The organism is Flexivirga alba (assembly GCF_042661025.1).
Classification (GTDB): domain Bacteria; phylum Actinomycetota; class Actinomycetes; order Actinomycetales; family Dermatophilaceae; genus Flexivirga; species Flexivirga alba.
Genome location: NZ_JBHSWH010000001.1, coordinates 4,225,751 through 4,244,998 on the forward strand (window position 1 = coordinate 4,225,751; position 19,248 = coordinate 4,244,998).

Annotated in this window: 21 protein-coding genes and 1 pseudogene; 9 read left to right on the forward strand and 13 right to left on the reverse strand. The window is 67.7% G+C overall.

Going from position 1 to position 19,248, the window contains the following annotated elements; all coding sequences use genetic code 11:
* Nucleotides 1-49: 49 nt before the first annotated feature.
* Entirely contained in the window at nucleotides 50-1,342 is a 1,293-nt protein-coding gene (locus tag ACFQDH_RS21055) for a glutamate-5-semialdehyde dehydrogenase (protein ID WP_382404325.1), read from the reverse strand.
* A gap of 21 nt (nucleotides 1,343-1,363) precedes the next feature.
* On the opposite strand from ACFQDH_RS21055, the gene ACFQDH_RS21060 reads away from it, so the two are divergent.
* Together ACFQDH_RS21060 and ACFQDH_RS21065 are read left to right on the forward strand one after the other, a co-directional pair.
* A complete protein-coding gene (locus ACFQDH_RS21060) occupies nucleotides 1,364-1,630 on the forward strand; it encodes a hypothetical protein (protein WP_382404326.1) in 267 nt (88 codons plus the stop codon).
* Between the two features lie 134 nt (nucleotides 1,631-1,764).
* A complete protein-coding gene (locus ACFQDH_RS21065; RefSeq protein WP_382404327.1) occupies nucleotides 1,765-2,922 on the forward strand; it encodes an SPFH domain-containing protein in 1,158 nt (385 codons plus the stop codon).
* On the opposite strand, the gene ACFQDH_RS21070 is transcribed toward ACFQDH_RS21065, so the two are convergent.
* The 10 genes from ACFQDH_RS21070 to ACFQDH_RS21115 all read right to left on the reverse strand — a co-directional run bounded on the left by ACFQDH_RS21070 (nucleotide 2,923) and on the right by ACFQDH_RS21115 (nucleotide 11,937).
* The gene (locus tag ACFQDH_RS21070) at nucleotides 2,923-3,096 is read right to left on the reverse strand and encodes a hypothetical protein (RefSeq protein ID WP_382404328.1); all 174 of its coding nucleotides are present in this window, start codon (nucleotides 3,094-3,096) and stop codon (nucleotides 2,923-2,925) included.
* Nucleotides 3,084-3,770 (reverse strand): sugar nucleotide-binding protein, encoded by a 687-nt coding sequence (locus ACFQDH_RS21075; protein WP_382404329.1) that lies wholly within the window; start codon nucleotides 3,768-3,770, stop codon nucleotides 3,084-3,086. The genes ACFQDH_RS21070 and ACFQDH_RS21075 overlap by 13 nt, the downstream gene beginning before the upstream one ends.
* On the reverse strand, nucleotides 3,767-4,564 hold the full coding sequence (locus ACFQDH_RS21080; RefSeq protein WP_382404330.1) for a DedA family protein: 798 nt from the start codon (nucleotides 4,562-4,564) through the stop codon (nucleotides 3,767-3,769). Before ACFQDH_RS21080 ends, ACFQDH_RS21075 begins: the two co-directional genes overlap by 4 nt.
* Nucleotides 4,565-4,578: 14 nt before the next feature.
* Nucleotides 4,579-5,712, reverse strand: coding sequence for a glutamate 5-kinase (proB, locus tag ACFQDH_RS21085; protein WP_382404331.1), 1,134 nt, complete (start codon nucleotides 5,710-5,712; stop codon nucleotides 4,579-4,581).
* Nucleotides 5,705-7,243, reverse strand: coding sequence for a GTPase ObgE (gene obgE / locus ACFQDH_RS21090; protein WP_382404332.1), 1,539 nt, complete (start codon nucleotides 7,241-7,243; stop codon nucleotides 5,705-5,707). Before obgE ends, proB begins: the two co-directional genes overlap by 8 nt.
* 213 nt (nucleotides 7,244-7,456) lie before the next feature.
* Nucleotides 7,457-7,723: a 50S ribosomal protein L27 gene (gene rpmA, locus ACFQDH_RS21095; RefSeq protein WP_382404333.1), complete on the reverse strand. Its 267-nt coding sequence runs from the start codon at nucleotides 7,721-7,723 to the stop codon at nucleotides 7,457-7,459.
* A gap of 42 nt (nucleotides 7,724-7,765) precedes the next feature.
* Complete coding sequence (gene rplU / locus ACFQDH_RS21100; protein ID WP_382404924.1) at nucleotides 7,766-8,074, reverse strand: 50S ribosomal protein L21; 309 nt, start codon at nucleotides 8,072-8,074, stop codon at nucleotides 7,766-7,768.
* A 137-nt stretch (nucleotides 8,075-8,211) separates the two neighbouring features.
* Nucleotides 8,212-10,272, reverse strand: a complete 2,061-nt coding sequence (locus ACFQDH_RS21105; RefSeq protein ID WP_382404335.1) for an Rne/Rng family ribonuclease — start codon at nucleotides 10,270-10,272, stop codon at nucleotides 8,212-8,214.
* Nucleotides 10,273-10,277: 5 nt separating this feature from the next.
* Entirely contained in the window at nucleotides 10,278-10,895 is a 618-nt protein-coding gene (locus ACFQDH_RS21110; protein WP_382404336.1) for a hypothetical protein, read from the reverse strand.
* A gap of 334 nt (nucleotides 10,896-11,229) precedes the next feature.
* On the reverse strand, nucleotides 11,230-11,937 hold the full coding sequence (locus ACFQDH_RS21115; protein WP_382404337.1) for a TIGR03936 family radical SAM-associated protein: 708 nt from the start codon (nucleotides 11,935-11,937) through the stop codon (nucleotides 11,230-11,232).
* A 47-nt stretch (nucleotides 11,938-11,984) separates the two neighbouring features.
* Between ACFQDH_RS21115 and ACFQDH_RS21120 the strand changes: the two genes are divergently transcribed.
* The 6 genes from ACFQDH_RS21120 (at nucleotide 11,985) to ACFQDH_RS21145 (ending at nucleotide 17,035) form a co-directional block, all read left to right on the forward strand.
* Entirely contained in the window at nucleotides 11,985-13,109 is a 1,125-nt protein-coding gene (locus ACFQDH_RS21120; RefSeq protein WP_382404338.1) for a glycosyltransferase family 39 protein, read from the forward strand.
* Between the two features lie 289 nt (nucleotides 13,110-13,398).
* On the forward strand, nucleotides 13,399-14,022 hold the full coding sequence (locus tag ACFQDH_RS21125) for a hypothetical protein (RefSeq protein WP_382404339.1): 624 nt from the start codon (nucleotides 13,399-13,401) through the stop codon (nucleotides 14,020-14,022).
* 265 nt (nucleotides 14,023-14,287) lie between these two features.
* Nucleotides 14,288-15,148, forward strand: a complete 861-nt coding sequence (locus ACFQDH_RS21130; RefSeq protein WP_382404340.1) for a hypothetical protein — start codon at nucleotides 14,288-14,290, stop codon at nucleotides 15,146-15,148.
* A gap of 22 nt (nucleotides 15,149-15,170) precedes the next feature.
* Nucleotides 15,171-15,893, forward strand: coding sequence for a class F sortase (locus ACFQDH_RS21135; RefSeq protein WP_382404341.1), 723 nt, complete (start codon nucleotides 15,171-15,173; stop codon nucleotides 15,891-15,893).
* A 240-nt stretch (nucleotides 15,894-16,133) separates the two neighbouring features.
* Complete coding sequence (locus tag ACFQDH_RS21140; protein WP_382404342.1) at nucleotides 16,134-16,589, forward strand: cupredoxin domain-containing protein; 456 nt, start codon at nucleotides 16,134-16,136, stop codon at nucleotides 16,587-16,589.
* On the forward strand, nucleotides 16,586-17,035 hold the full coding sequence (locus ACFQDH_RS21145; protein WP_382404343.1) for a hypothetical protein: 450 nt from the start codon (nucleotides 16,586-16,588) through the stop codon (nucleotides 17,033-17,035). The genes ACFQDH_RS21140 and ACFQDH_RS21145 overlap by 4 nt, the downstream gene beginning before the upstream one ends.
* Nucleotides 17,036-17,069: 34 nt before the next feature.
* Here the strand turns inward: ACFQDH_RS21145 and ACFQDH_RS21150 are convergent, their stop codons facing one another.
* Nucleotides 17,070-18,098 (reverse strand): MFS transporter, encoded by a 1,029-nt coding sequence (locus tag ACFQDH_RS21150; RefSeq protein WP_382404344.1) that lies wholly within the window; start codon nucleotides 18,096-18,098, stop codon nucleotides 17,070-17,072.
* A pseudogene (locus ACFQDH_RS21155) lies at nucleotides 17,987-18,562 on the reverse strand (MFS transporter); the annotation flags it as partial. The gene ACFQDH_RS21150 and the pseudogene ACFQDH_RS21155, both read right to left, overlap by 112 nt.
* A 78-nt stretch (nucleotides 18,563-18,640) precedes the next feature.
* Here ACFQDH_RS21155 and ACFQDH_RS21160 point away from each other — a divergent pair.
* Nucleotides 18,641-19,246 (forward strand): TetR/AcrR family transcriptional regulator, encoded by a 606-nt coding sequence (locus ACFQDH_RS21160; RefSeq protein ID WP_382404345.1) that lies wholly within the window; start codon nucleotides 18,641-18,643, stop codon nucleotides 19,244-19,246.
* Nucleotides 19,247-19,248 lie beyond the last annotated feature (2 nt).

Here is a 19,248-nt window from a genome sequence, read left to right on the forward strand (position 1 = left end):
ATCGTCCGGTGACTCCGTGATTGATCTCGAGCAGGAGTGGCGAGCCCGGTCAGCGGATCTGGCCGTCGCCCTCGACGACCCACTTGGTGCTGGTCAGCTCCTGCAGGCCCATCGGCCCGCGCGCGTGCAACTTCTGGGTCGAGATGCCGATCTCGGCGCCGAAGCCGAACTCGCCGCCGTCGGTGAACCGCGACGATGCGTTGACCGTCACCACCGCAGCGTCCACCTGCGCCACGAACGCGCGGGCGGCGGCCCGGTCGCCGGTGACGATGACCTCGGTGTGCCCCGAGCCGTAGCGGTCGATGTGCGCGATCGCGGCGTCCAGGTCGTCGACGACGGCCACGCTCAGCTCCAGGTCGAGATACTCGGTCGCGAAGTCGACCTCCGTCGCCAGTGTGTATGGCGCACCCGCCGCCGCCGCGATCCGCGAGGCGCGCTGGTCCGTGTGCAGCACGACGTGTGCGGAGGTCAGGGCGTCATACAACTTCGGGAGCACCACATCCGCGATGTCCCGGTGCACCAGCAGCGACTCGGCGGAGTTGCAGACACTCGGCCGGTGTGTCTTGGAGTTGAGCACGATGGCGACCGCCTGCTCGAGGTCCGCGGCGGCGTCGACGTAGACGTGACAGTTGCCGATGCCGGTCTCGATGACCGGCACCGTGGCGCCCTGCACGACTGCCTGGATCAGCCGGTCGCTACCGCGCGGGATCACCAGGTCGACCAATCCGCGTGCCGTGATCAGCGCGTCGACATCCTCGTGACCACCATCCAACAGCTGCACGGCGTCGGCGGGAATCCCCTGTGTCTCCAACGCATTTCGCAGCACGTCGACGATCACCCGGTTGGTGTCCGCGGCTGCCGAACCACCGCGCAGGATCATCGCGTTGCCGCTCTTCAGCCCGAGTCCGGCGGCGTCGACGGTGACGTTCGGGCGTGCTTCGTAAACCATGCCCACCACGCCCATCGGCACGCGGACCTGCCGCAACTGCAGGCCGTTGGCCAGTGTCGAACCTCGCACGACGTCCCCGATCGGATCGGGCAGGCCGGCGAGTTGTCGCAGCGCCTCGGCGATCGCACCTACTCGCTCAGGGGTGAGGCGCAGCCGGTCCTGCAAGCCTTCCGGCATACCCGATTCGCGGCCGCGCAGAATGTCCGATTCGTTCGCCGCGACGATGCGGTCGCTCGACGCGAGCAGCGCATCGGCCATCGCGTGCAGTGCAGCGTCCTTGCCGGCGCGAGTCAGCACTGCGAGGCACTTGGCGGCAACCTTCGCCGCTCCCCCGGCCTGATGGACCCGATCCGTGGCGTCGGCGCGGGTGGAGTGGTCGATCGTGCTGGTCATCCTTCCAGGATACGAGCGCGTATGGCGGTCGCACTTTACGATTCGGTCCATGGACACACCTCACTCCTCCCCGTCGGCCGGCTGGGCCGGCTTTCGGTCGCGACCCGCGGTGAGGCCGGCCCCGGAGAAGTCGTGGTGCCGATCCGCGGCGGGAGCGAAACGTTCACGGCATACTCAGCAATGCCGCTGCGAAAGGACCAACAGGTCTATGTCGTCGAGGATCTCGGCGCGCGCACGGTGACCGTCGTAGCGTGGGGCGAGCGTGAGGACTCGTTGCTCAAACTCTGACGGAACCAGCACCGCTCGTGGCACCGTCAGCAACTGGCGATCCCGCCGAGCCGATCTTCGGGTTGTGGTGGTATTCCAGTTTCACGACCCGGTGGCAGGACCACCGGGCGTTCAGGGGAAAGAGAAGGACGAACATGTTTGGATATCGGGTCCCGCAGGGCGATCAGGCGATGCTGATCCTGGGTGGACGCGGCGGGGCCACCGCACCGTTCAAGGTCGTCACCGGGCACGGCGCATTCGTGGTGCCGGTCTTCCGCAAGGTGCAGTTCCTCACGCTGTCGCTCTTCGAGTCGGAGGTCGAGGAACCGTGCGTCACCAAGCAGGGCATCGCCCTGACGGTCAAGGCGGTCATCGCGGCAAAGGTCGGCAACGACACGGAGTCCATCGTCAACGCAGCACAGCGCTTCCTGTCCGATCAGCGGCAGATGCCGACCCTGACCGGCCGAATCTTCGCCGGCCACCTGCGCTCGATCATCGGCTCGATGACCGTCGAGGAGATCATCACCGAGCGGCAGAAGCTGGCCATGGAAGTGCTCGACGGGTCCAAGGAAGAGATGGCCAAGATGGGCCTGATCGTGGACGCGCTGCAGATCCAGGGCATCGACGACGGCGGCCTGGGTTACGTCAAGGCAATGGCCGCACCGCACAACGCGCGCATCCAGCAGCAGGCGCAGATCGCCCAGGCCAGCGCCGACCAGGCCGCCGCCGAAGCGCAGCAGGAGTCACTCCGGCAGCAGGCGAAATACGAGCGGGACACCGCGATCACGCAGGCTGGGTATGCCGCGGAAACCCAAGCGGCACAGGCGAAAGCAGCTCAGGCCGGTCCGCTGTCGCAAGCGCAGTCGCAGCAGGAAGTCATCAATGCGCAGACCGAGCTGGCGCAGCGACAGGCCTCGTTGCGCGAGGAGCAACTGGTAGCCGAGGTCATCAAGCCGGCCCAGGCAGATGCCGAGAGGCTGCGCATCATGGCCAAGGCTGAGGCCGAACGCACCCGGATCCAGGCGGAGGCCGCCGCGAGCAGCAACCGAGTTGCGCTCGACCAGGCACTGATCGCCCAGCTGCCGCAGATCGTCGAGAAGGCCGCGATGGGTCTGTCCGGTGCGAAGGTGACGATGCTGAACGGCTCCGACGGACTGTCCGACATGATCTCCGGTCTCGCCTCCCAGGGCGTCGCGATCTTCGATGCGTTGCGCGGCGAAGTCGGCTCGGAGAAGCCGCAGGACGGCCCCGCCATGCCGGAGCCGAAGGGCATCGCCGGCAAGGGTTGCGTCAACGAACGAACCAACGGCTGATCAAATCGTCGTTAGGAACTCCTGCGCACCCCTCAAGGTGGTGCGCAGGAGTTCCTGCGTATGGCGCGAGTCCAGCCGCACGTCGAGCTGCTGGCCAGGACCGAGATCCGCTCGCGACCCGATCCGGATCCGATCGAAATCGAGCCCGTCGCGTTGGGCGATCAACCGGCCCATGTCGGCGCGACTGATGGCGTCGGCGCCGCCGCAGTGGAAGGTGCCTGCTCGCCGCTCCCCGCCAACTCAAGCAGTCCGGCGGCCAGATCGTCGCGGTGCACCGGGCAGCGGATCTGATCGGTGAAGAGTATGCCGTCGTCGCCGCCTGCGAGCGCGTGCACCAGACGTTCCATGGACGAGTCCGGGCCGAGGATGAGCGAACTGCGGGCGATCGTCGCGGTGGGTAGGACCGCCCGGATCGCGGTCTCCGCAGCGGCCTTCGCGGCGCCATAGCGAGTGACCGGGTCAGGGTGTGCCTGCTCGTCATACGGCGAATCGGCGCCGGAGAAGATCGCGTCGCTCGACACGAACACCAGGTGGGCACCAAGCTCGCGCGCCGCAAGCGCGACGTGGACCGCACCGTCCGCGGTCGTTGCCCAGTCGGTCTGGACGAACGCCGTGTGTATGACGACGTCCGGCGCGACATCCGCGACAACCGCACGGCATACGTCCGCATCCGTCACGTCAAGGTGGATCGTCGACGAGCCCGGGTCTCGATACGCGGCTCGTCCCTCGCCGCTACTCGACCCGCTTAGCCGTCGCGAAGCGGCGATCACCTCGTGGCCCGCCGCAGATGCCTGCGCGACCACCTCGGCACCAAGATAGCCGGCGCCGCCCGTGACGAGAACTCTCACTGGTGCTGCGCGGCTGCGAAGCGACGTTGCTGCCGGTAGACCCCGATGAAGACGATGATGATGCCGCCGATGGTCAGGTAGAGGCTGTACTTCGCCAGCTGGTTGACCAGGTCCTTGGCCGGCTCACCCATCCGATAACCGAGGTACATCCACAATCCGCGATAGACGAGCCCGGCGAGAAAATCGATGAATAGGAAGCGCCGCAACGACATTCGGGCATCACCGACGAACGCGTAGATGATCGAGCTCGGCAGCAACGGGATGAACCACACCAGGAAAACCGCGGGACCGCCGAAGCGCCGCGCGACGCTCTCCGCCCAATACGCGGTGCGCGCAGCCCACTTCGAGCGCGCCGCGATCATGTCGATGACGCCGCGACCCCACAGGCGCCCGGCCCACCACCACAGCCAGTCGAACTTGATCGACGTCAGTGATGCGGCGATGATCGCGAGCCACCACAGTGACTGGTGCTGGCCGACACGTGACAGCGCGCCGATGTCGACCATCGCGATGTTGGAGCCGCTGAAGCAGGCCAGGATGTAGTCGCGTGCAGGCGCCGAGAAGTTGCCCAGGATCCACGGCCGCACCGGGATGGTGAGCAGGCCGTAAGCGCCCGTGGCGATGATCAGCCCGATGCACCACATGTCGGCCCGGCCGGGCTTGCCCTTCCACGGCATACGAGGGTCGTCCCACCACTCCTTGGTGGGCGGATCCTGCTCGACAGCCTCAGCCGCCAGCTGCTCGGCCTCGGCCTCCGATGCCGGAATCGGCCGGGTCTGTTCTCCTGCTGGCACGTCACCATCCTCGTTCATCGCATTGTCCGCCGCGTCAGCACTGCCAGGTGGTCACGGTGCACGACTTCACGCTCGTATGCCGGGCCGAGGGTGCGTGCCAGCTCGTGGGTGTTGTGGCCCAGCAAATCGGGTAGTTCCTTGGCGTCGTAGTTGACCAGGCCGCGCGCCACGACCTGGCCGGACTCATCCACCAGGTCAACGGCGTCGCCCGCCGAGAAGTGCCCGGCAACCTGACGAATCCCCGCTGGCAGCAACGATTTACCGCGCTGGGTGACCGCCGCGACGGCGCCGTCGTCGATGATCAGCTTGCCCTGCGGCGAGGTGGCATAACGCAGCCACAGCTGCCGTGCGCTCGGCCGGTGCCCCTGCGGGCCGAAGATCGTGCCGACGTCCTCACCGGCCAATGCGGCGCCGGCGAGTGGGGCCGAGGTCAACACGGTGGGCACGCCCGCCGCGGTGGCGATCTGCGCTGCCTCGATCTTGGTGACCATGCCGCCCGTGCCGACGGCCGACCCGGTGCCGCCGATGTCCACGGCGTCGAGGGTTGCCTGGTCGAGTACCTCGCCGATGCGTTGTGCACCCGGGTGCGACGGCGGCGCGTCATACAGGGCATCGACGTCGGACAGCAGCACCAATGCGGATGCATCGATGAGATGGGCGACGAGTGCGGCCAGCCGGTCGTTGTCGCCGAAGCGAATCTCGTGCGTCGCGACCGTGTCGTTCTCATTGATCACCGGCACGACGCCGAGGGCGAGGAGCCGCTCGATGGTCCGGCGGGCGTTGACGTAGTGCCCGCGCCGGGTCACGTCGTCGGCGGTGAGCAGCACCTGTCCGGTGGTCAGTCCGTGCCGCCCGAACGCCACGTTGTATGACGCAAGGAGCGCACCCTGTCCCACGCTGGCCGCAGCCTGCTGGGTGGCCAGGTCGCGCGGGCGACGGCGCAGTCCCAGGGGCACCATGCCCGCGGCGATCGCTCCGGAGGAGACGAGGACGACGTTGGTCCCGGCCAGCCGCCGGGCCGCGAGTACGTCGGCCAGCGCGGTGAGTCGGACGGTGTCCAGGCCACCCTGCTCGCCGGTCAGCGAGCTGGAGCCGACCTTGACCACGACCGTCCCGGCCGCGGCAACAGCAGCTCGCAGGTCACTCATCACTGTCGATCACGGTGGGGTCGCGGTCGGTCCACAGGCCGGCCTTGCGCTCGGCGTTCAGCTCCTCACGGGCCTCGCGCTGGGCATCCTTGCGGCGGTGGAACTCGTCGCGCTTCTCCGAGCGGGTCGCCCGCCCATCGCCGTCCTCCAGGCGCAGATCGGTGCCGCGTGGGCCGAGCAACTCGGCGCCGGCGGCCATGGTCGGCTCCCAGTCGAAGACGACGGCGTTCTCCTCCGGGCCGATCAGGACCGTGGACCCGGGCACCGCGCCGGCCTTGAAGAGCTGCTCCTCGACGCCGAGGCGGTTCAATCGGTCCGCGAGGTAGCCGACCGCTTCGTCGTTGGCGAAGTCGGTCTGTCGGACCCAGCGGGTCGGCCGGTCGCCGATGATGCGGAACACCTCGTCGTTGCCGTGCATCTCCTTGCGGATCCGGAACCCGGAATCGTCAACGGCCTTGGGCCGCACCACGATTCGCTGCGGGATGACGTTGGACTCGATCTCCGCACGTGCCTCGTCGACGTGTTTGGCGAGCGAGAAGCTCAGCTCCTTCAGGCCGACGTGGGCTACCGCGGAAACGATGTGGACCTCGAGGCCGCGTGCCTCCAGGTCGGGCTTGACCATCTCGGCCAGCTCACGCGCGTCCGGAACGTCGGCCTTGTTGAGCACCACGATGCGGGTGCGCTCGGACAGCGGTTTGCCGCCGAGGGAGTCGTCGGCGACATACTCGGCCAGCTCCTGCTCGATGACGTCGAGGTCGGACAACGGATCGCGGTCCGGCTCGAGAGTCGCGCAGTCCACGACGTGCACCAGCACCGAGCACCGCTCGACGTGTCTGAGGAACTCCAGACCGAGCCCCTTGCCCTGACTCGCACCAGGTATCAGACCGGGCACATCGGCGATCGTGTAGCGCTGCGAGCCGGCGGTGACGACGCCCAGGTTGGGCACCAGCGTGGTGAACGGGTAGTCGGCGATCTTCGGCTTCGCCGCGGACATGACCGAGACGAGGCTCGACTTGCCGGCCGACGGGTAGCCGATCAGCGCGACGTCGGCGAGTGTCTTCAACTCCAGGGTGATGTCCTGCTCGCCACCGGGCTCACCGAGCAGCGCGAATCCCGGCGCCTTACGACGGGGTGAGGCGAGCGCCTTGTTGCCTAGGCCGCCACGGCCGCCGTTCGCGGCCACGAAAGTGGCACCGGCGCCGACCAGATCGGCCAGCACCTCGCCGCGAGAGTTCTTCACGACGGTGCCCTCGGGCACCGGCAGGATCAGGTCTTCACCGTCGCCGCCGTTGCGCTCGTCGCCGGCTCCGGGCCGGCCGTTGGGCGCGACGCGTTGCGGGCTGCGGTGGTATTCCAGCAGCGTGGTCGACTGCAGGTCGACCTGCAGGATGACGCTGCCACCCTTGCCGCCGTTGCCGCCGTCCGGCCCACCGAGCGGCTTGAACTTCTCCCGGTGCACCGAAGCAACACCGTGCCCGCCGTGGCCGGCGCGCACGTGCAAGACCACTTGGTCCACGAAATTGGTGCCCAACGGGATTCTCCTAGTGAAGCTGCTCAGGATCGAGCAGGTGCTGTATGACGGCGACGGAAGTTCATCCAAAGCAGGCTCAGGAGAGGTGTTTACCGCTGGCGTTGCAAGGAGCTTGCGACCAGCAACGCCAGCGGCAAACAAGCCTCAAGGGGCAGGTCCGTTCAATCTCGGACCCACCCCTTTCGACGGAGGTTCTGCTGGCTGAAGCCTGGCTCAGGCCTCGGCCTTCTCGGCCAGCACGATGTTGACGGTCTTGCGACCGCGCTTGGCGCCGAACTCCACCGCGCCCGCGCGGAGCGCGAACAGCGTGTCGTCCTTGCCGCGGCCGACGCCCTCACCCGGGTGGAAGTGCGTGCCGCGCTGGCGGACGATGATCTCGCCCGCGTTGACGACCTCGCCACCGAAGCGCTTCACGCCGAGCCGCTGGGAATTGGAATCGCGACCGTTGCGAGTCGACGATGCACCCTTCTTGTGTGCCATTTTCTAAGCCTTTACTGAAGAGAAGTGGACGGATCGAGACGCTCAGGCGTCGATCGCGGTGACCTTGACCTGGGTCAGCGGCTGACGGTGACCCTGCCGCTTGCGGTAACCGGTCTTGTTCTTGTACTTCACGATGGTGATCTTCGGGCCCTTGGCCTGCTTCATCACCTCGGCCTTGACCGTGACCTTCGCCAGCTTGGTGGCGTCGGTGGTCACGGTGGTGCCGTCGACCAGCAGCAGCGGCTTGAGCTCGATGCTCTCGCCTGCCTTGGTGGCGACCTTGTCAATGGTCAGGACGTCGCCAACGGAAACCTTCTCCTGGCGACCGCCTGCGCGAACAATCGCGTACACGTCGGAACTCTCTTTCGTCATTGATGCGCACTTGTCGTGGAACCGGCAAGCAGCTACCCCGGAAGGACCGGGACGCCTGCGCGGTGGGCACACCGAGGCACGAGTTTACGGGCCCGGCCGGTGATGCTCCAAATCGTTCAGTCGGTCTCGGGTGCCGGCGGGCCGGCCGGTGCCACCACACGCGCACGCTTCTTGCGCTTCGGCGTGACCGGCTCGGGAGCCGTGATCGGCTGGGGTGCCGGCTCGGCCGGTTCGGTATCGACGACCGGTGCAGTCACTGCAGGTGCCGTGGTCGGCGGCGTCACGTGCTGGGCGGCGCCTGCGGCCGAAGTCGCGCGACGCCGGGCGCGCCCGGTCATCGTGCGGGCCGGAGCCTGTGTCGCGGCGTTCTCCTCCGGCGCGGTTGCGCTGGTGGACTCGTCCGAAGCATCGGCAGAGGCCACAGCCGAACGCTGGGCGCCTGCGCGACCGGTCACCACTGGGGCGTCGGCCTGCTTCTTGGTGCGCTTCTTAGCGGAACGGCCCTTCTTGCCAGTGTCCTCAGCCTGCTCGTCGGCCGCCGTGTCCGCAACCGGGGCGACATCGACGATCTCGGTGTCCGCACCCTCGACGTTGGATCCTGCGTCGCCCGACTTGCCACCGGACTGGGCGGCGGCGTGCGCCGCAGCTGCGATCTGTGCCGCGGTCGGCCCGGAATGCTGGACCGGCTCGTCGGCCTGCTTCTTGCCCCTGCCCTTGCGCGACTTGCTGCCGCTATTGCCACCGTTGCCGCCGCCGGTGTTGCTCGACGGCTTGTCGACCGGGTCGGTGTGGACGATGATCCCGCGACCACCACAGTGCTCACAAGGCTCGGAGAAGACCTCGACCAGGCCGGAACCGACGCGCTTGCGGGTCATCTGCACCAACCCGAGCGAGGTCACCTCGGCAACCTGGTGCTTGGTCCGGTCCCGTCCCAGGCACTCCAGCAGTCGCCGGACCACCAGGTCGCGGTTGGACTCCAGCACCATGTCGATGAAGTCGACCACGATGATGCCGCCGATGTCGCGAAGCCGCAGCTGCCGAACGATCTCCTCGGCCGCCTCCAAGTTGTTCTTGGTGACGGTCTCCTCGAGGTTTCCGCCGGAACCGACGAACTTGCCGGTGTTGACGTCAATGACCGTCATCGCCTCGGTGCGGTCGATGACCAGCGAGCCGCCACTGGGCAGCCAGACCTTGCGGTCCATGGCCTTGGCGAGTTGCTCGTCGATGCGGTGCACGGTGAAGGCGTCGGTCTCCCCGGTCCACTTCTCCAGCCGCTCGGCGAGGTCGGGAGCGACCGAACCCACGTAGTCCTGGACCTGCGACCAGGCCTTGTCACCAGCAACGACAAGCTTGCTGAAGTCTTCGTTGAACACGTCGCGGATGACGCGGACGGTCAGGTCCGGCTCGCCGTGCAACAGGTTTGGCGCACTGGCGGACTTGGCGTCGGACTGGATCTTCTCCCACTGGTTCTGCAGGCGCTCGACATCGGCTCGCAGGTCGGCTTCGCTGGCTCCTTCGGCCGCAGTGCGGACAATGACGCCGGCGTCGCTGGGCACGACCTCCTTGAGGATCTTCTTCAGTCGGGCGCGCTCGGTGTCGGGCAGCTTGCGGGAGATGCCGGTCATCGAGTTGCCCGGCACGTAGACCAGGAAACGACCCGGCAGCGACACCTGGCTGGTCAGTCGCGCGCCCTTGTGGCCGATCGGGTCCTTGGTCACCTGCACCAGCACCGTGTCGCCGCCCTTGAGGGCGTTCTCGATCCGCTTGGCCTGGCCGTTGTCGAGGCCCGCGGCGTCCCAGTTGACCTCACCGGCATACAGGACGGCATTGCGCCCGCGGCCGATGTCGACGAAGGCGGCCTCCATGCTCGGCAGGACGTTCTGGACCTTGCCGAGGTAGACGTTGCCGGCCATCGACGCCTGCTGGACCTCGCGCGACACGTAGTGCTCGACCAGGACGCCGTCTTCGAGAACGCCGATCTGGGTGCGCCCAGCCTTCTCGCGCACGACCATCTGGCGGTCGACGCTCTCGCGGCGGGCGAGGAACTCCGCCTCGGTGATGACCGTACGGCGACGGCCGGCTTCGCGGCCCTCACGACGGCGCTGCTTCTTGGCTTCCAGCCGGGTGGAGCCCTTGATCGCGGTGACCTCGTCGCGTTCCTTGCGCGGTTCGCGCACCTTGGTCACGGTGCCGGGCGGGTCGTCACCCTCGGTGGCGCCACCGCTGCGGCGGCGGCGACGGGTGCGGCGGCGGCCGTTGCCGTCGGTCTGCGCATCGGAGTCGTCATCGTCATCCGAGGTGTCCGGACCGGAGCCGCCCCCGCGGTGTCAGTCTTGCTTCTGGGTCCGTCGGACCGCTTGGCCGCTCCGCCCCTGGCCGCGCCGCCCTTATCGGAGCCACTCTTCTCGGAGTCGCGCTTGTCGGAGTCGCCGCTCTCGGCGCTTCCCCGGTCAGCGGTGCCCTTGTCGGCGCTGCCATTGTCAGAGTTGTTGTCAGCAGCGTCGCCCTGGTTACGGCGGCCGCGACCGCCGCGCCGGCGGGACCGGCTCGCGCCCTGACCGTCGGCATCGTTGTCGTCGTCCGACGCCGAGCCGTCGTGGGAGTCGTTGTCCTGCTGCGGTGCCCGCTCGGGCTCGGGCTCTCGCCGCGGCGCGCGGGCCTGCAGGTCCGGCGCCTGGAAAAGGAGACCGAAGTTCATTGCGGAGGAGGTTTCGGCGGGCTGCTCGCCGGTGCTGGTGCTGCCCTCCGCGGCGGTGTCTGCTGCGGGTGCCAGGAACGGATTGGTGTCTTGCGGGGCCATGGCCCTCGTTTCTTCCTCAAGCATGCGGGTGACCCACAACGAGGCAGAGCCTGCACACCCGCATGTTGCGGTTGGGCCGTCACTCACGGTCGAACGTTCGCCGTGGCGACGCGAAAGTCGTCTGTTACGTCACGCCGTCAGGTTCGCGTCATATCGCGGGCACCTGATCAGTCAGACGCCGTCGGTCCTGCACTCGGCTGGTCGCGAAATCTCGCGGGCTCGAGTGGTTGCCAACGGGGCGTCGGGCAGGTTGTGGCACTGCCGACGACCGACTCCATTGTCGCACACAATCGGCCTCCAACCGTTCGGCCGCCGCCCGGACCCGCCCCCGAAGTCACCGCAACGGGTCGCCGATCGCGCCGTCCGCCAACAGTGGACCCTGTCTCAGCCGGGTGATCTGCGGTGGGCGTGTCGGGCGCAGTGCGCCATACGTCGTGAGCGCGGTGACGACGTCGTCGGGGCGCACCAGCGGGGTCAGGTGCCGCAGCACGATCGTGACCCGCGGACCGTCGACGGTGAGTGCGGCGATCGCCGAGCGCACGTCGAACTCCCGCTCGCCGCGCTTGGTCATCCGCGAGACGGTCGCGTCATCTCGGGCGAGCACGGTCGCAGTCGCCGCCGCCACGTCGTCGGCCTCCTCGGCGGCGAAGTCCAGTTGCCAGCAACTGGCCTCCAGCCGGTCGGCGAGGGCTGCGGGCAAGGACTCGGCTACGTCGAGGATGACCAGGTCAGCCGGCAACGCTTCGTCGAGGTCGGCGCGCAGTTGCTCGATCTCGCAGGTGCGGGTCAGCTGGATCTCGAAGTACTCGGCTTCGCTCGCGGTGCCGGTCGGCGCCGCGTTGGCGTAGCTGATCCGCGGGTGTGGGTGGAAGCCGGCGGAGAACGCCACTGGGAGCTGCGCCCGGCGCACCGCACGCTCCAACGCGCGCTGGAAGTCGCGGGTGGACGAGAAGCGCAACCGGCCGCGCTTGGCGTAGCGCACGCGCAGACGTTGCACGACGGGCTCGGGTGCCGGCCCTTCGGGAACACGTTGTTTGGCCACCGGGACAAGGTAGTGGTCCGGTGGCCGGTGTTCTCTACGCTGGCCGAATGACGGGTCGGGCGGAGCGCTATGGGTCGCGACGTGCGGCGGCATACGCACTGGCCCTGTTCGTGGTGATCCGGCTGCTCGGGGTTGTCGTGCTGGACGTTGTGCTGCGGGTGCGGGACGCCGGCTCGTTGCATCACATGCTCACCCGTTATGACGGGCAGTGGTACGCCGGGATCGCCGAACACGGTTACGGCACAACGATTGCGGCGCACGACGGGCTGCATTCGGACTACGCGTTCTTCCCGCTGCTGCCACTGCTCGAGCGCGCAGTGCACACGGTGATTCAGCTTCCCTTCGTCGATCTCGGGATGGCCATCAATTGGCTGGCTTCACTGGCGGCCGCAGCGGGTGTGTATGCCGCCACCGAGCGTGTCACTGATCGCCGGACCGCGACCATCACGACGGTGCTGTGGGCGACCTACCCCTACGCGATCGTGTTGTCGATGTCCTACACGGAAGGGCTGCTGTGCGCGCTGGCGGCGTGGGCGCTCTGGGCGGTCGCCGACCGGCGGTGGTTGCTCGCCGGCGTGCTGGCGGCGTTGGCCGGACTGACCCGTCCGACCGGTGCCGCGGTCGTCGCGGCGGTCTGTGTGGCCGCGCTCGTCGCCGGTCTGCGAGGTGGGGCGTCGTGGCGTCGGGTCGTGCCCACGATCGCCATCGCGCCGCTGGGACTGATCGGTTATCTGGCGTATGTCGCCGTGCGCCGGCACGAGTTGATGGGCTACTTCCACGCGACCGAGGGGTGGGCGCGCAGCTGGGACAGTGGTCGCTACTTCGCCGACTGGGTCTGGGGTTTGGTGCGTGCCGGTGGGCTGGAAAGCGCCAAGGGACTCGGCGTCGTCGTGCTGTTGCTCGCCATGGTGTGGCTGATCTGGCAGGGAGTCCGCGACGGGCTGCCGGTCGGCTTCACGGTCTTCAGTGTTGTCCTGCTGCTGATGACGATCGGCACGTCCGGCTACTTCGGGTCGCGCCCGCGCTACCTGCTGCCGGTCTTCACGCTGCTGATCCCGCTGGCCGCTCGGCTGGCGCGATTCCGGCTCGCGGCGCGGATCCCGATCGCGGTGTTGCTCGCCATAGGTATGGCGGTCATCGGCGGATACGCGCTGACCACCGGTGCCCCGTAACAGGATCATCAGCCCGTCGGTACAAATTCGGCCATGCGGCCATCCGATCCGGCCACTGGCGACGAATAGCTCACATGACAACGAAGTTGATTCTGGACAGGCACAGGAAGCTTGAGCTGCGTTGGCGTCGCAGGGAGCTTGCGACTCGCGACGCCAACGCAGAACAAGCCTCAACGCATAGAAGCCACACACACCGCGTGCCCACGGGTGTTGCGCGCCGCACTCGCAGGACTGGCCATGCCGTCACCCGTCCAGGGATGCACGGCCGAGAAACCAGGGTGGTATGCCGATGAAGGCCAAGACACTCGCGGCATGCCTACTTGCCGCGGCAGCAGTACCGCTCGCCGGTTGCTCCGCGTCCGCCAGCACGCCGCCGAAATCCTCAAATTCGCACCCGGCGACCTCCAGCACGACATCTGGCACGACGTCCAGCAAGGCGCCCGGCACGGCGACGCCCAAGAACACGGCCACGGCACATGTAGTCGACCGCGCCGCGCCGTCGGAGGCCGCGAAGATGATCTGCACCGACGAGACGCGCGACAACATCACGACGGTGCTGTCGGTGGAGCCGGCTCCGAAGCCGGTCTCGACCTGGCGGAACAACACCTACACATGCACCTACCGCCTACCGACGGGCCCGATCGTCCTGACCGTGCATGAAGCCGCCGATGTTCGCGCGGCGACTGCATACACCGCCGGGCAGCGTTCGACCGTGCAGGGCGAGAAGGGCCTGGCCGGGCTGAACCCCGGCGCATTCGGCACCAGCGACGGGATCGTCGTGCTGCAGAAGGACAACGACACCATGCGGGTCGACACCTCGCACCTGTCGCCAGACTCCCGGCTCTACCCACGCCGCGCCGCGTTTGCCTACAACATCGCGGCAGTCGTGCTGGGGTGCTGGACCGGCAACTGAAATTCGACCCATCCGTTTCCCCATCGGCACCGAACTACTCGTGTTCGTCGGTACGACGGGCTTCCTCAAGGGTTGGTCCGTGACGGCAAGGTCACGGACCAACCCGGCAGCTCCGAGGTGGCCCGGGCCGGCGATCGGTACGGCTGCTGTGCGGTTAATACCCATGGCAGACAGATGTGGCGCACGGAGTCCTTGCCGATCCGGGCGCGGGAAGCAGTCGGTGGGGCAATCGCCCCGCCGGCGTCCGATGGAGAAGGAAGCAATCATGCAGACGAAGAAGAAGCTGTTCCTGGCAGCCGTCCCCGCCGCGGCGTGTGTTGCCGCACTGGGTGCGGGTGTTCCGGCGGCGCATGCCGCCGACAGCTGGAGCTACCAGGCCAATCTGGCACCGGTTGCGCTCAACACGCCGAACGGTGCGGCCTCGGGCCACGTGATGATCATGATCAAGGGTGATCAGGCCACGGTCAGCGAGACCGTGTCAGGGCTGGCGGACAAGTTGCCGACGGACAAGAAGACCCTCGACGCGCTGGGGATTCCGGTCGCGTTCGCCGGGGCCCCGTTCCCGCACGTGCAGCACGTGCACATCGATGGCGGCGGAATGTGCCCGACGGCGTCGGCTGACACCAACGGTGACGGTGTGATCAGCACCGTGGAGGGTCAGCCCGCGTACGGCAAGATCGGCACGACGTTGTCGGTCAAGGGCGACACCAGCGCCAAGGCAGCGACCGACGTGACCAAGGCTCCCGGTGGCGCGAACTTCACCTACAAGCGCACGTTCACCATCAACCAGGCCACGTTGTCGGCGATCAAGGCCAACAAGGGAGTGATCGTGGTGCACGGGCTGAACCCCGCCACCGCACCGAAGGCGTCGTTGACGACTGCGAACTCCCTGGGTGTCACGTTGCCCGGTGCGAGCAAGAAGCTGGCGCTGATCGGCACTGCCCCCGCATTGTGCGGCAAGTTGGTGCAGTCCCAGATGAACACCATGCCTACTGGTGGTGTGCAGACCGGTGGCGGCGGTACCTCCGGTATCCAGGACCAGGGCCTGTTCTATGGGGCCGGTGCGCTGCTGTTGGGTGCCGGTGCTGTGCTGACCGGCCGTCGCCGTTTCGGCAAGCAGCACTGAGGACCGGGTTGACCAATCCGGCATGAGTGCGAACACACCCGATCACCACGGTCGCCGCTGGGCGGCCGTGGTGGCCGGCTTGCTCACGATCGCGGCGGTGGTGCTGGTGATCATCGGGGTCCGCGGCCAGGTCCACGCCGCGACGCCGCCTGCTTCTGCGGCGCACACGACGGCGGAGGGCAACCTGCCCGCCCCGTCGACTCCCCAGCACGGGTCGACCACGGCACCCGGAAAGGCGTCCTCGGCCACTCCGTCGACCGTCGGCCCGGTGCTGCCCCGTTCCACACCGACCGCTCTGACCATCGCGGCGATCGGGATCAAGAACTCCCACCTGGCCGCTTACGGCACGGACTCCAATGGTGCCGTTGCCGTTCCGCCGGCCACCCCCGGCGTGCCGGCGGGCTGGTACACCGGCTCCCCCACCCCCGGGCAACTCGGCCCGTCGGTGATCGTCGGACACACCGATGAGAAGAAGGACGCGCAATCGATCTTCTTCCGGCTCGGCGAGTTACGCCCTGGTGACCAGATCCAAGTCACGCGGGCCGACCACACCGTCGCGACCTTCCGGGTCGACAGCCTCGAGCACTACCCGAAGGCGAAGTTCCCGACCGACCGCGTCTACGGCAACATCAACCACGCGGGCCTGCGGCTGATCTCCTGCATCGGCAAATTCGACCGCGCCACCGGCCACTACCTGGACAACATCGTCGTCTACGCGCACCTGATCAATAGCCACCACACCTGAGCCCGACCAACGACCTCTCGACGGCACGGACAGCAGGGGCCCGGTGACGACGCCCCAGAACGCAGACCACCCGCATTGCTCACCTTCGGACGATGCGGGTGGTCTGTTGTTGCGAAGGTCCTCATCGCTCACGACGCGCGGACGAATCGCCCGAGTCCCCAATCTGTGCATGCGAGGGCGACGAACTCCTAGAGACCGAATCTTCTTCCGGTCATTTTCAACCCGATTGGATGGACCCTCATGACTTTTCGACTGGCAGCGGGCGCGGTCGCCGCGACCTGCAGTGTCATCCTTCTGGCGTCCTGCGGCAACGGGTCCACGGGACAAGGCGCATCAACCCCCGCAGCGGGCGGGTCATCGACCACGAGCGCAGCCCGCTCGACATCCTCGATGCCGCCAGCGCCCTCGTCCAGCGGATCTTCCTCGGCGGCCGCCAAGACCTCCGTCACAGCGAAGATCACCATCAAGGACTTCAAATATCAGGTGCCGGCCAGCGTGCACCCCGGCCAAAAGATCACCGTCACGAACTCCGACGACGTCAACCACACGGTCACCTCGGACAAGGCCGGCCTCTTCGACGATGTGGTCCCCAGTAATGGGGGCAGCAAGACGTTCACGGCTCCGACCAAGCCGGGCAAGTATTCGTTCCACTGCACCTACCACGCCAACATGCACGACACACTGGTTGTCTCGTGAAGATCGGGATGACGGGCGACCGTCTTGTCGGCTGGTGCCTGCGCTTGCTGGTTGCCGCGTGCCTGGTCGCAGACGGTGTGGTGCACCTTCGCCTCGCGAGTCGGTATGCGCTGGCGAGTGCGCCAGGTCATCTCAGTGAGGGGCTGCTGTTCCGGGTGGAGTCGGTTGCGGCACTCGTGGTGGCCCTCTTGGTGCTTGTGCTGGGCAGCCGAGCCGCCTACGCCGCCGCGTTCGTCGTCGCTGGTAGTGCCTTCATCGCCGTCATGCTCTTCAGGTACGTCGCCGTGCCGGCATTCGGGCCGGTGCCGTCGATGTACGAGCCGATCTGGTTTCGCGACAAATCGATCAGCGCCGTCGCCGAAGGCCTCGGCGCGGTGCTGTCTGCGGCCGGGTTCGTCCGTGCCTGGGTCGTCGTCAACAGAGGCCAGCACCGGATCCGGCGCTGAACACCTGAGGCACGGCTGACGGACGCAGTGCGGTTCAGCGTCGGCCGACGAGCGACATACGAGGTGAAGTGACCGGCTTGCGGCGAGCGCCGAGCACGGTGACCACACCGACCGCGCACACGACCATGATCACGGCCGCGAGCACGAACGTGTGTCCGAGGCCGGAGACGAAGGCATCCCGTGCCGCGTCGCGCACCGGACCGCCGATTTGCGTTGCAACACCGACGGATTCGCGTGCAGCACCCGCGATCCGCTCGGAGCCGGGCGGCAGGTCGAGCGCGGACCGGTAGCCGCCGCTGAGCACACTGCCCAGCACCGCGATGCCGAGTGCCCCGCCGACCTCACGGGCGACGTCGTTCATCGCCGAGGCCACGCCCTGCTCGGCTTCCGGAAGCGCATCGGTGATGCTGGCCGTCGCGGGCGTCATACCCCAACCCATGCCGGTGCCACCGACCCACAGCAGCAACGCGATCACCCAATAGTGGGTCTCGGCGCCAGCGGTCGCGAGCCCGGCCATTGCGAGCGCCACGAGCGTCATACCTGTACCGCAAAGGATGCGCACACCCACCCGCTCCACCAGGTATGGCGCAAGGCGCGCCGCCGGCAGCAGGCCGACCGCCACCGGTGCTGCCGCGCATGCGGAGACCAACGGCGACCAGCCGCGGACGAACTGCAGGTACTGCATGAAGACGAAGATGAACCCGAAGAAGACGAAGAACAGTGATGACACGGTGAGCATCCCGGCGGTGAGGCCACGCCGCGCGAAGAGCCGAACATCCAACAGTGGTGCGCTGTTTCGCAGTTCCCAGCCGGCGAACACGACCAGCACGAAGACACCGGCGACCAGACCGCCGACGGTGCGCGCACTCCCCAGCCCTCGATCGGCGCCTCGATGATCGAGTAGACCAGCACACCGAGTCCGGCGACGGACAGTCCGGCTCCGCCGAGGTCGAAGGTGCCGAGCTGCGGCGCACGCGACTCGGGCACCAGCCGCACGGTCAGCGCCGCCGCGACCGCGGCGACCACGACCGTGAACCAGAAGATCGACTGCCAGGAGAACCATTCCAGCAGCAAGCCGGCGGCGAAGAGGCCGAGAACCGCACTGCCGCCTGCCAATCCGGCCCAGATCGCAACGCCCCGCACGCGCTCCGCGGGCGGGAAGGTCGCGGTGATCGTCGACAGCGTTGCCGGCATGATCATCGCCGCAGCCACTCCCATCACCACGCGGATCGCGATCAGCGCACCGGGACTGGTCACCACCGCGCCGGCGGCCGCCGCGAGGATGATCAGGCCGAGCCCGCCGAGCAACACCCTGCGCCGTCCGAGCCGGTCCCCGAGGTAACCGCCGGGCAGGAGCAGCGCGGCGAAGGTCAGCGCGTAACCGTCTACTATCCAAGACAATTCGGTCTGCGACGCTCCTGTATGACGCGCCATATCCGGCAGCGCCACCATCAGCGACGACACCGCCGACACCACCGTCGCGAGCCCTACACACACGGCGACCAGTGCGCCCTTGGTGCGTTCCATGACAATCCTTCCCGCAGCGATCCGGCTGACCGCGTCGGGACTGACGGTCCGCCCCGGCGAGCAGTAGATTCAACGGTGATGAATAAGTCGCGAGGCCGTCGGGCCGGCAATCCGGACACGCGCGCCGAGATCCTCGAGGTGGCGCGCGACCATTTCCTGAGCGCCGGGTATGCCGCTACGTCGATGCGCGCCATCGCAGCCGACGCGAGTGTCGACGTCGCCCTGCTGAGTTACCACTTCGCTTCCAAACAGGGACTTTTCGCGTCTGCGATGGAGCTGCCGGTGCGCCCCGGCGACCTGATCGAGCACGCACTGGACGCTCCCGTCGAGCAATGGCCCGGGCGCATCCTGCGCACTGTGTTGCGGGTCTGGGACGACCCCGAGGTCGGTCCCGTGCTCGTCCAGACCGTGCTCGCGACAGCTGCGAAACAGAGCGGCACCGGCGGCTTCGTTGAATTCCTGGAGACCGAGTTGCTCGGCCGGGTCAAGGGTCGGCTGGCCGGTCGGGACGCTGAGGCCCGTGCCACCGGTGTGCTGATGACGATCGCCGGTGTGCTGATGACGCGCTACGTGCTCAAGGTGCCGACGATGGCGAACGCCTCGCCCGAGGAGATCGTGCGCATCGCGACGCCGGGCATCGCCATACATCTGCGTGGCGCGCAGTTACGTGACCCGTCCATCTAGGG

Coding starts and splice junctions, on each gene's coding strand:
- ACFQDH_RS21055 (WP_382404325.1), bottom strand. CDS start 1,342: ATGACCAGCACGATCGACCACTCCACCCGCGCCGACGCCACGGATCGG.
- ACFQDH_RS21060 (WP_382404326.1), top strand. CDS start 1,364: ATGGCGGTCGCACTTTACGATTCGGTCCATGGACACACCTCACTCCTC.
- ACFQDH_RS21065 (WP_382404327.1), top strand. CDS start 1,765: ATGTTTGGATATCGGGTCCCGCAGGGCGATCAGGCGATGCTGATCCTG.
- ACFQDH_RS21070 (WP_382404328.1), bottom strand. CDS start 3,096: ATGGGCCGGTTGATCGCCCAACGCGACGGGCTCGATTTCGATCGGATC.
- proB (WP_382404331.1), bottom strand. CDS start 5,712: ATGAGTGACCTGCGAGCTGCTGTTGCCGCGGCCGGGACGGTCGTGGTC.
- rpmA (WP_382404333.1), bottom strand. CDS start 7,723: ATGGCACACAAGAAGGGTGCATCGTCGACTCGCAACGGTCGCGATTCC.
- ACFQDH_RS21110 (WP_382404336.1), bottom strand. CDS start 10,895: ATGGCCCCGCAAGACACCAATCCGTTCCTGGCACCCGCAGCAGACACC.
- ACFQDH_RS21120 (WP_382404338.1), top strand. CDS start 11,985: ATGACGGGTCGGGCGGAGCGCTATGGGTCGCGACGTGCGGCGGCATAC.
- ACFQDH_RS21125 (WP_382404339.1), top strand. CDS start 13,399: ATGAAGGCCAAGACACTCGCGGCATGCCTACTTGCCGCGGCAGCAGTA.
- ACFQDH_RS21130 (WP_382404340.1), top strand. CDS start 14,288: ATGCAGACGAAGAAGAAGCTGTTCCTGGCAGCCGTCCCCGCCGCGGCG.
- ACFQDH_RS21135 (WP_382404341.1), top strand. CDS start 15,171: ATGAGTGCGAACACACCCGATCACCACGGTCGCCGCTGGGCGGCCGTG.
- ACFQDH_RS21140 (WP_382404342.1), top strand. CDS start 16,134: ATGACTTTTCGACTGGCAGCGGGCGCGGTCGCCGCGACCTGCAGTGTC.
- ACFQDH_RS21150 (WP_382404344.1), bottom strand. CDS start 18,098: ATGGTTCTCCTGGCAGTCGATCTTCTGGTTCACGGTCGTGGTCGCCGC.
- ACFQDH_RS21160 (WP_382404345.1), top strand. CDS start 18,641: ATGAATAAGTCGCGAGGCCGTCGGGCCGGCAATCCGGACACGCGCGCC.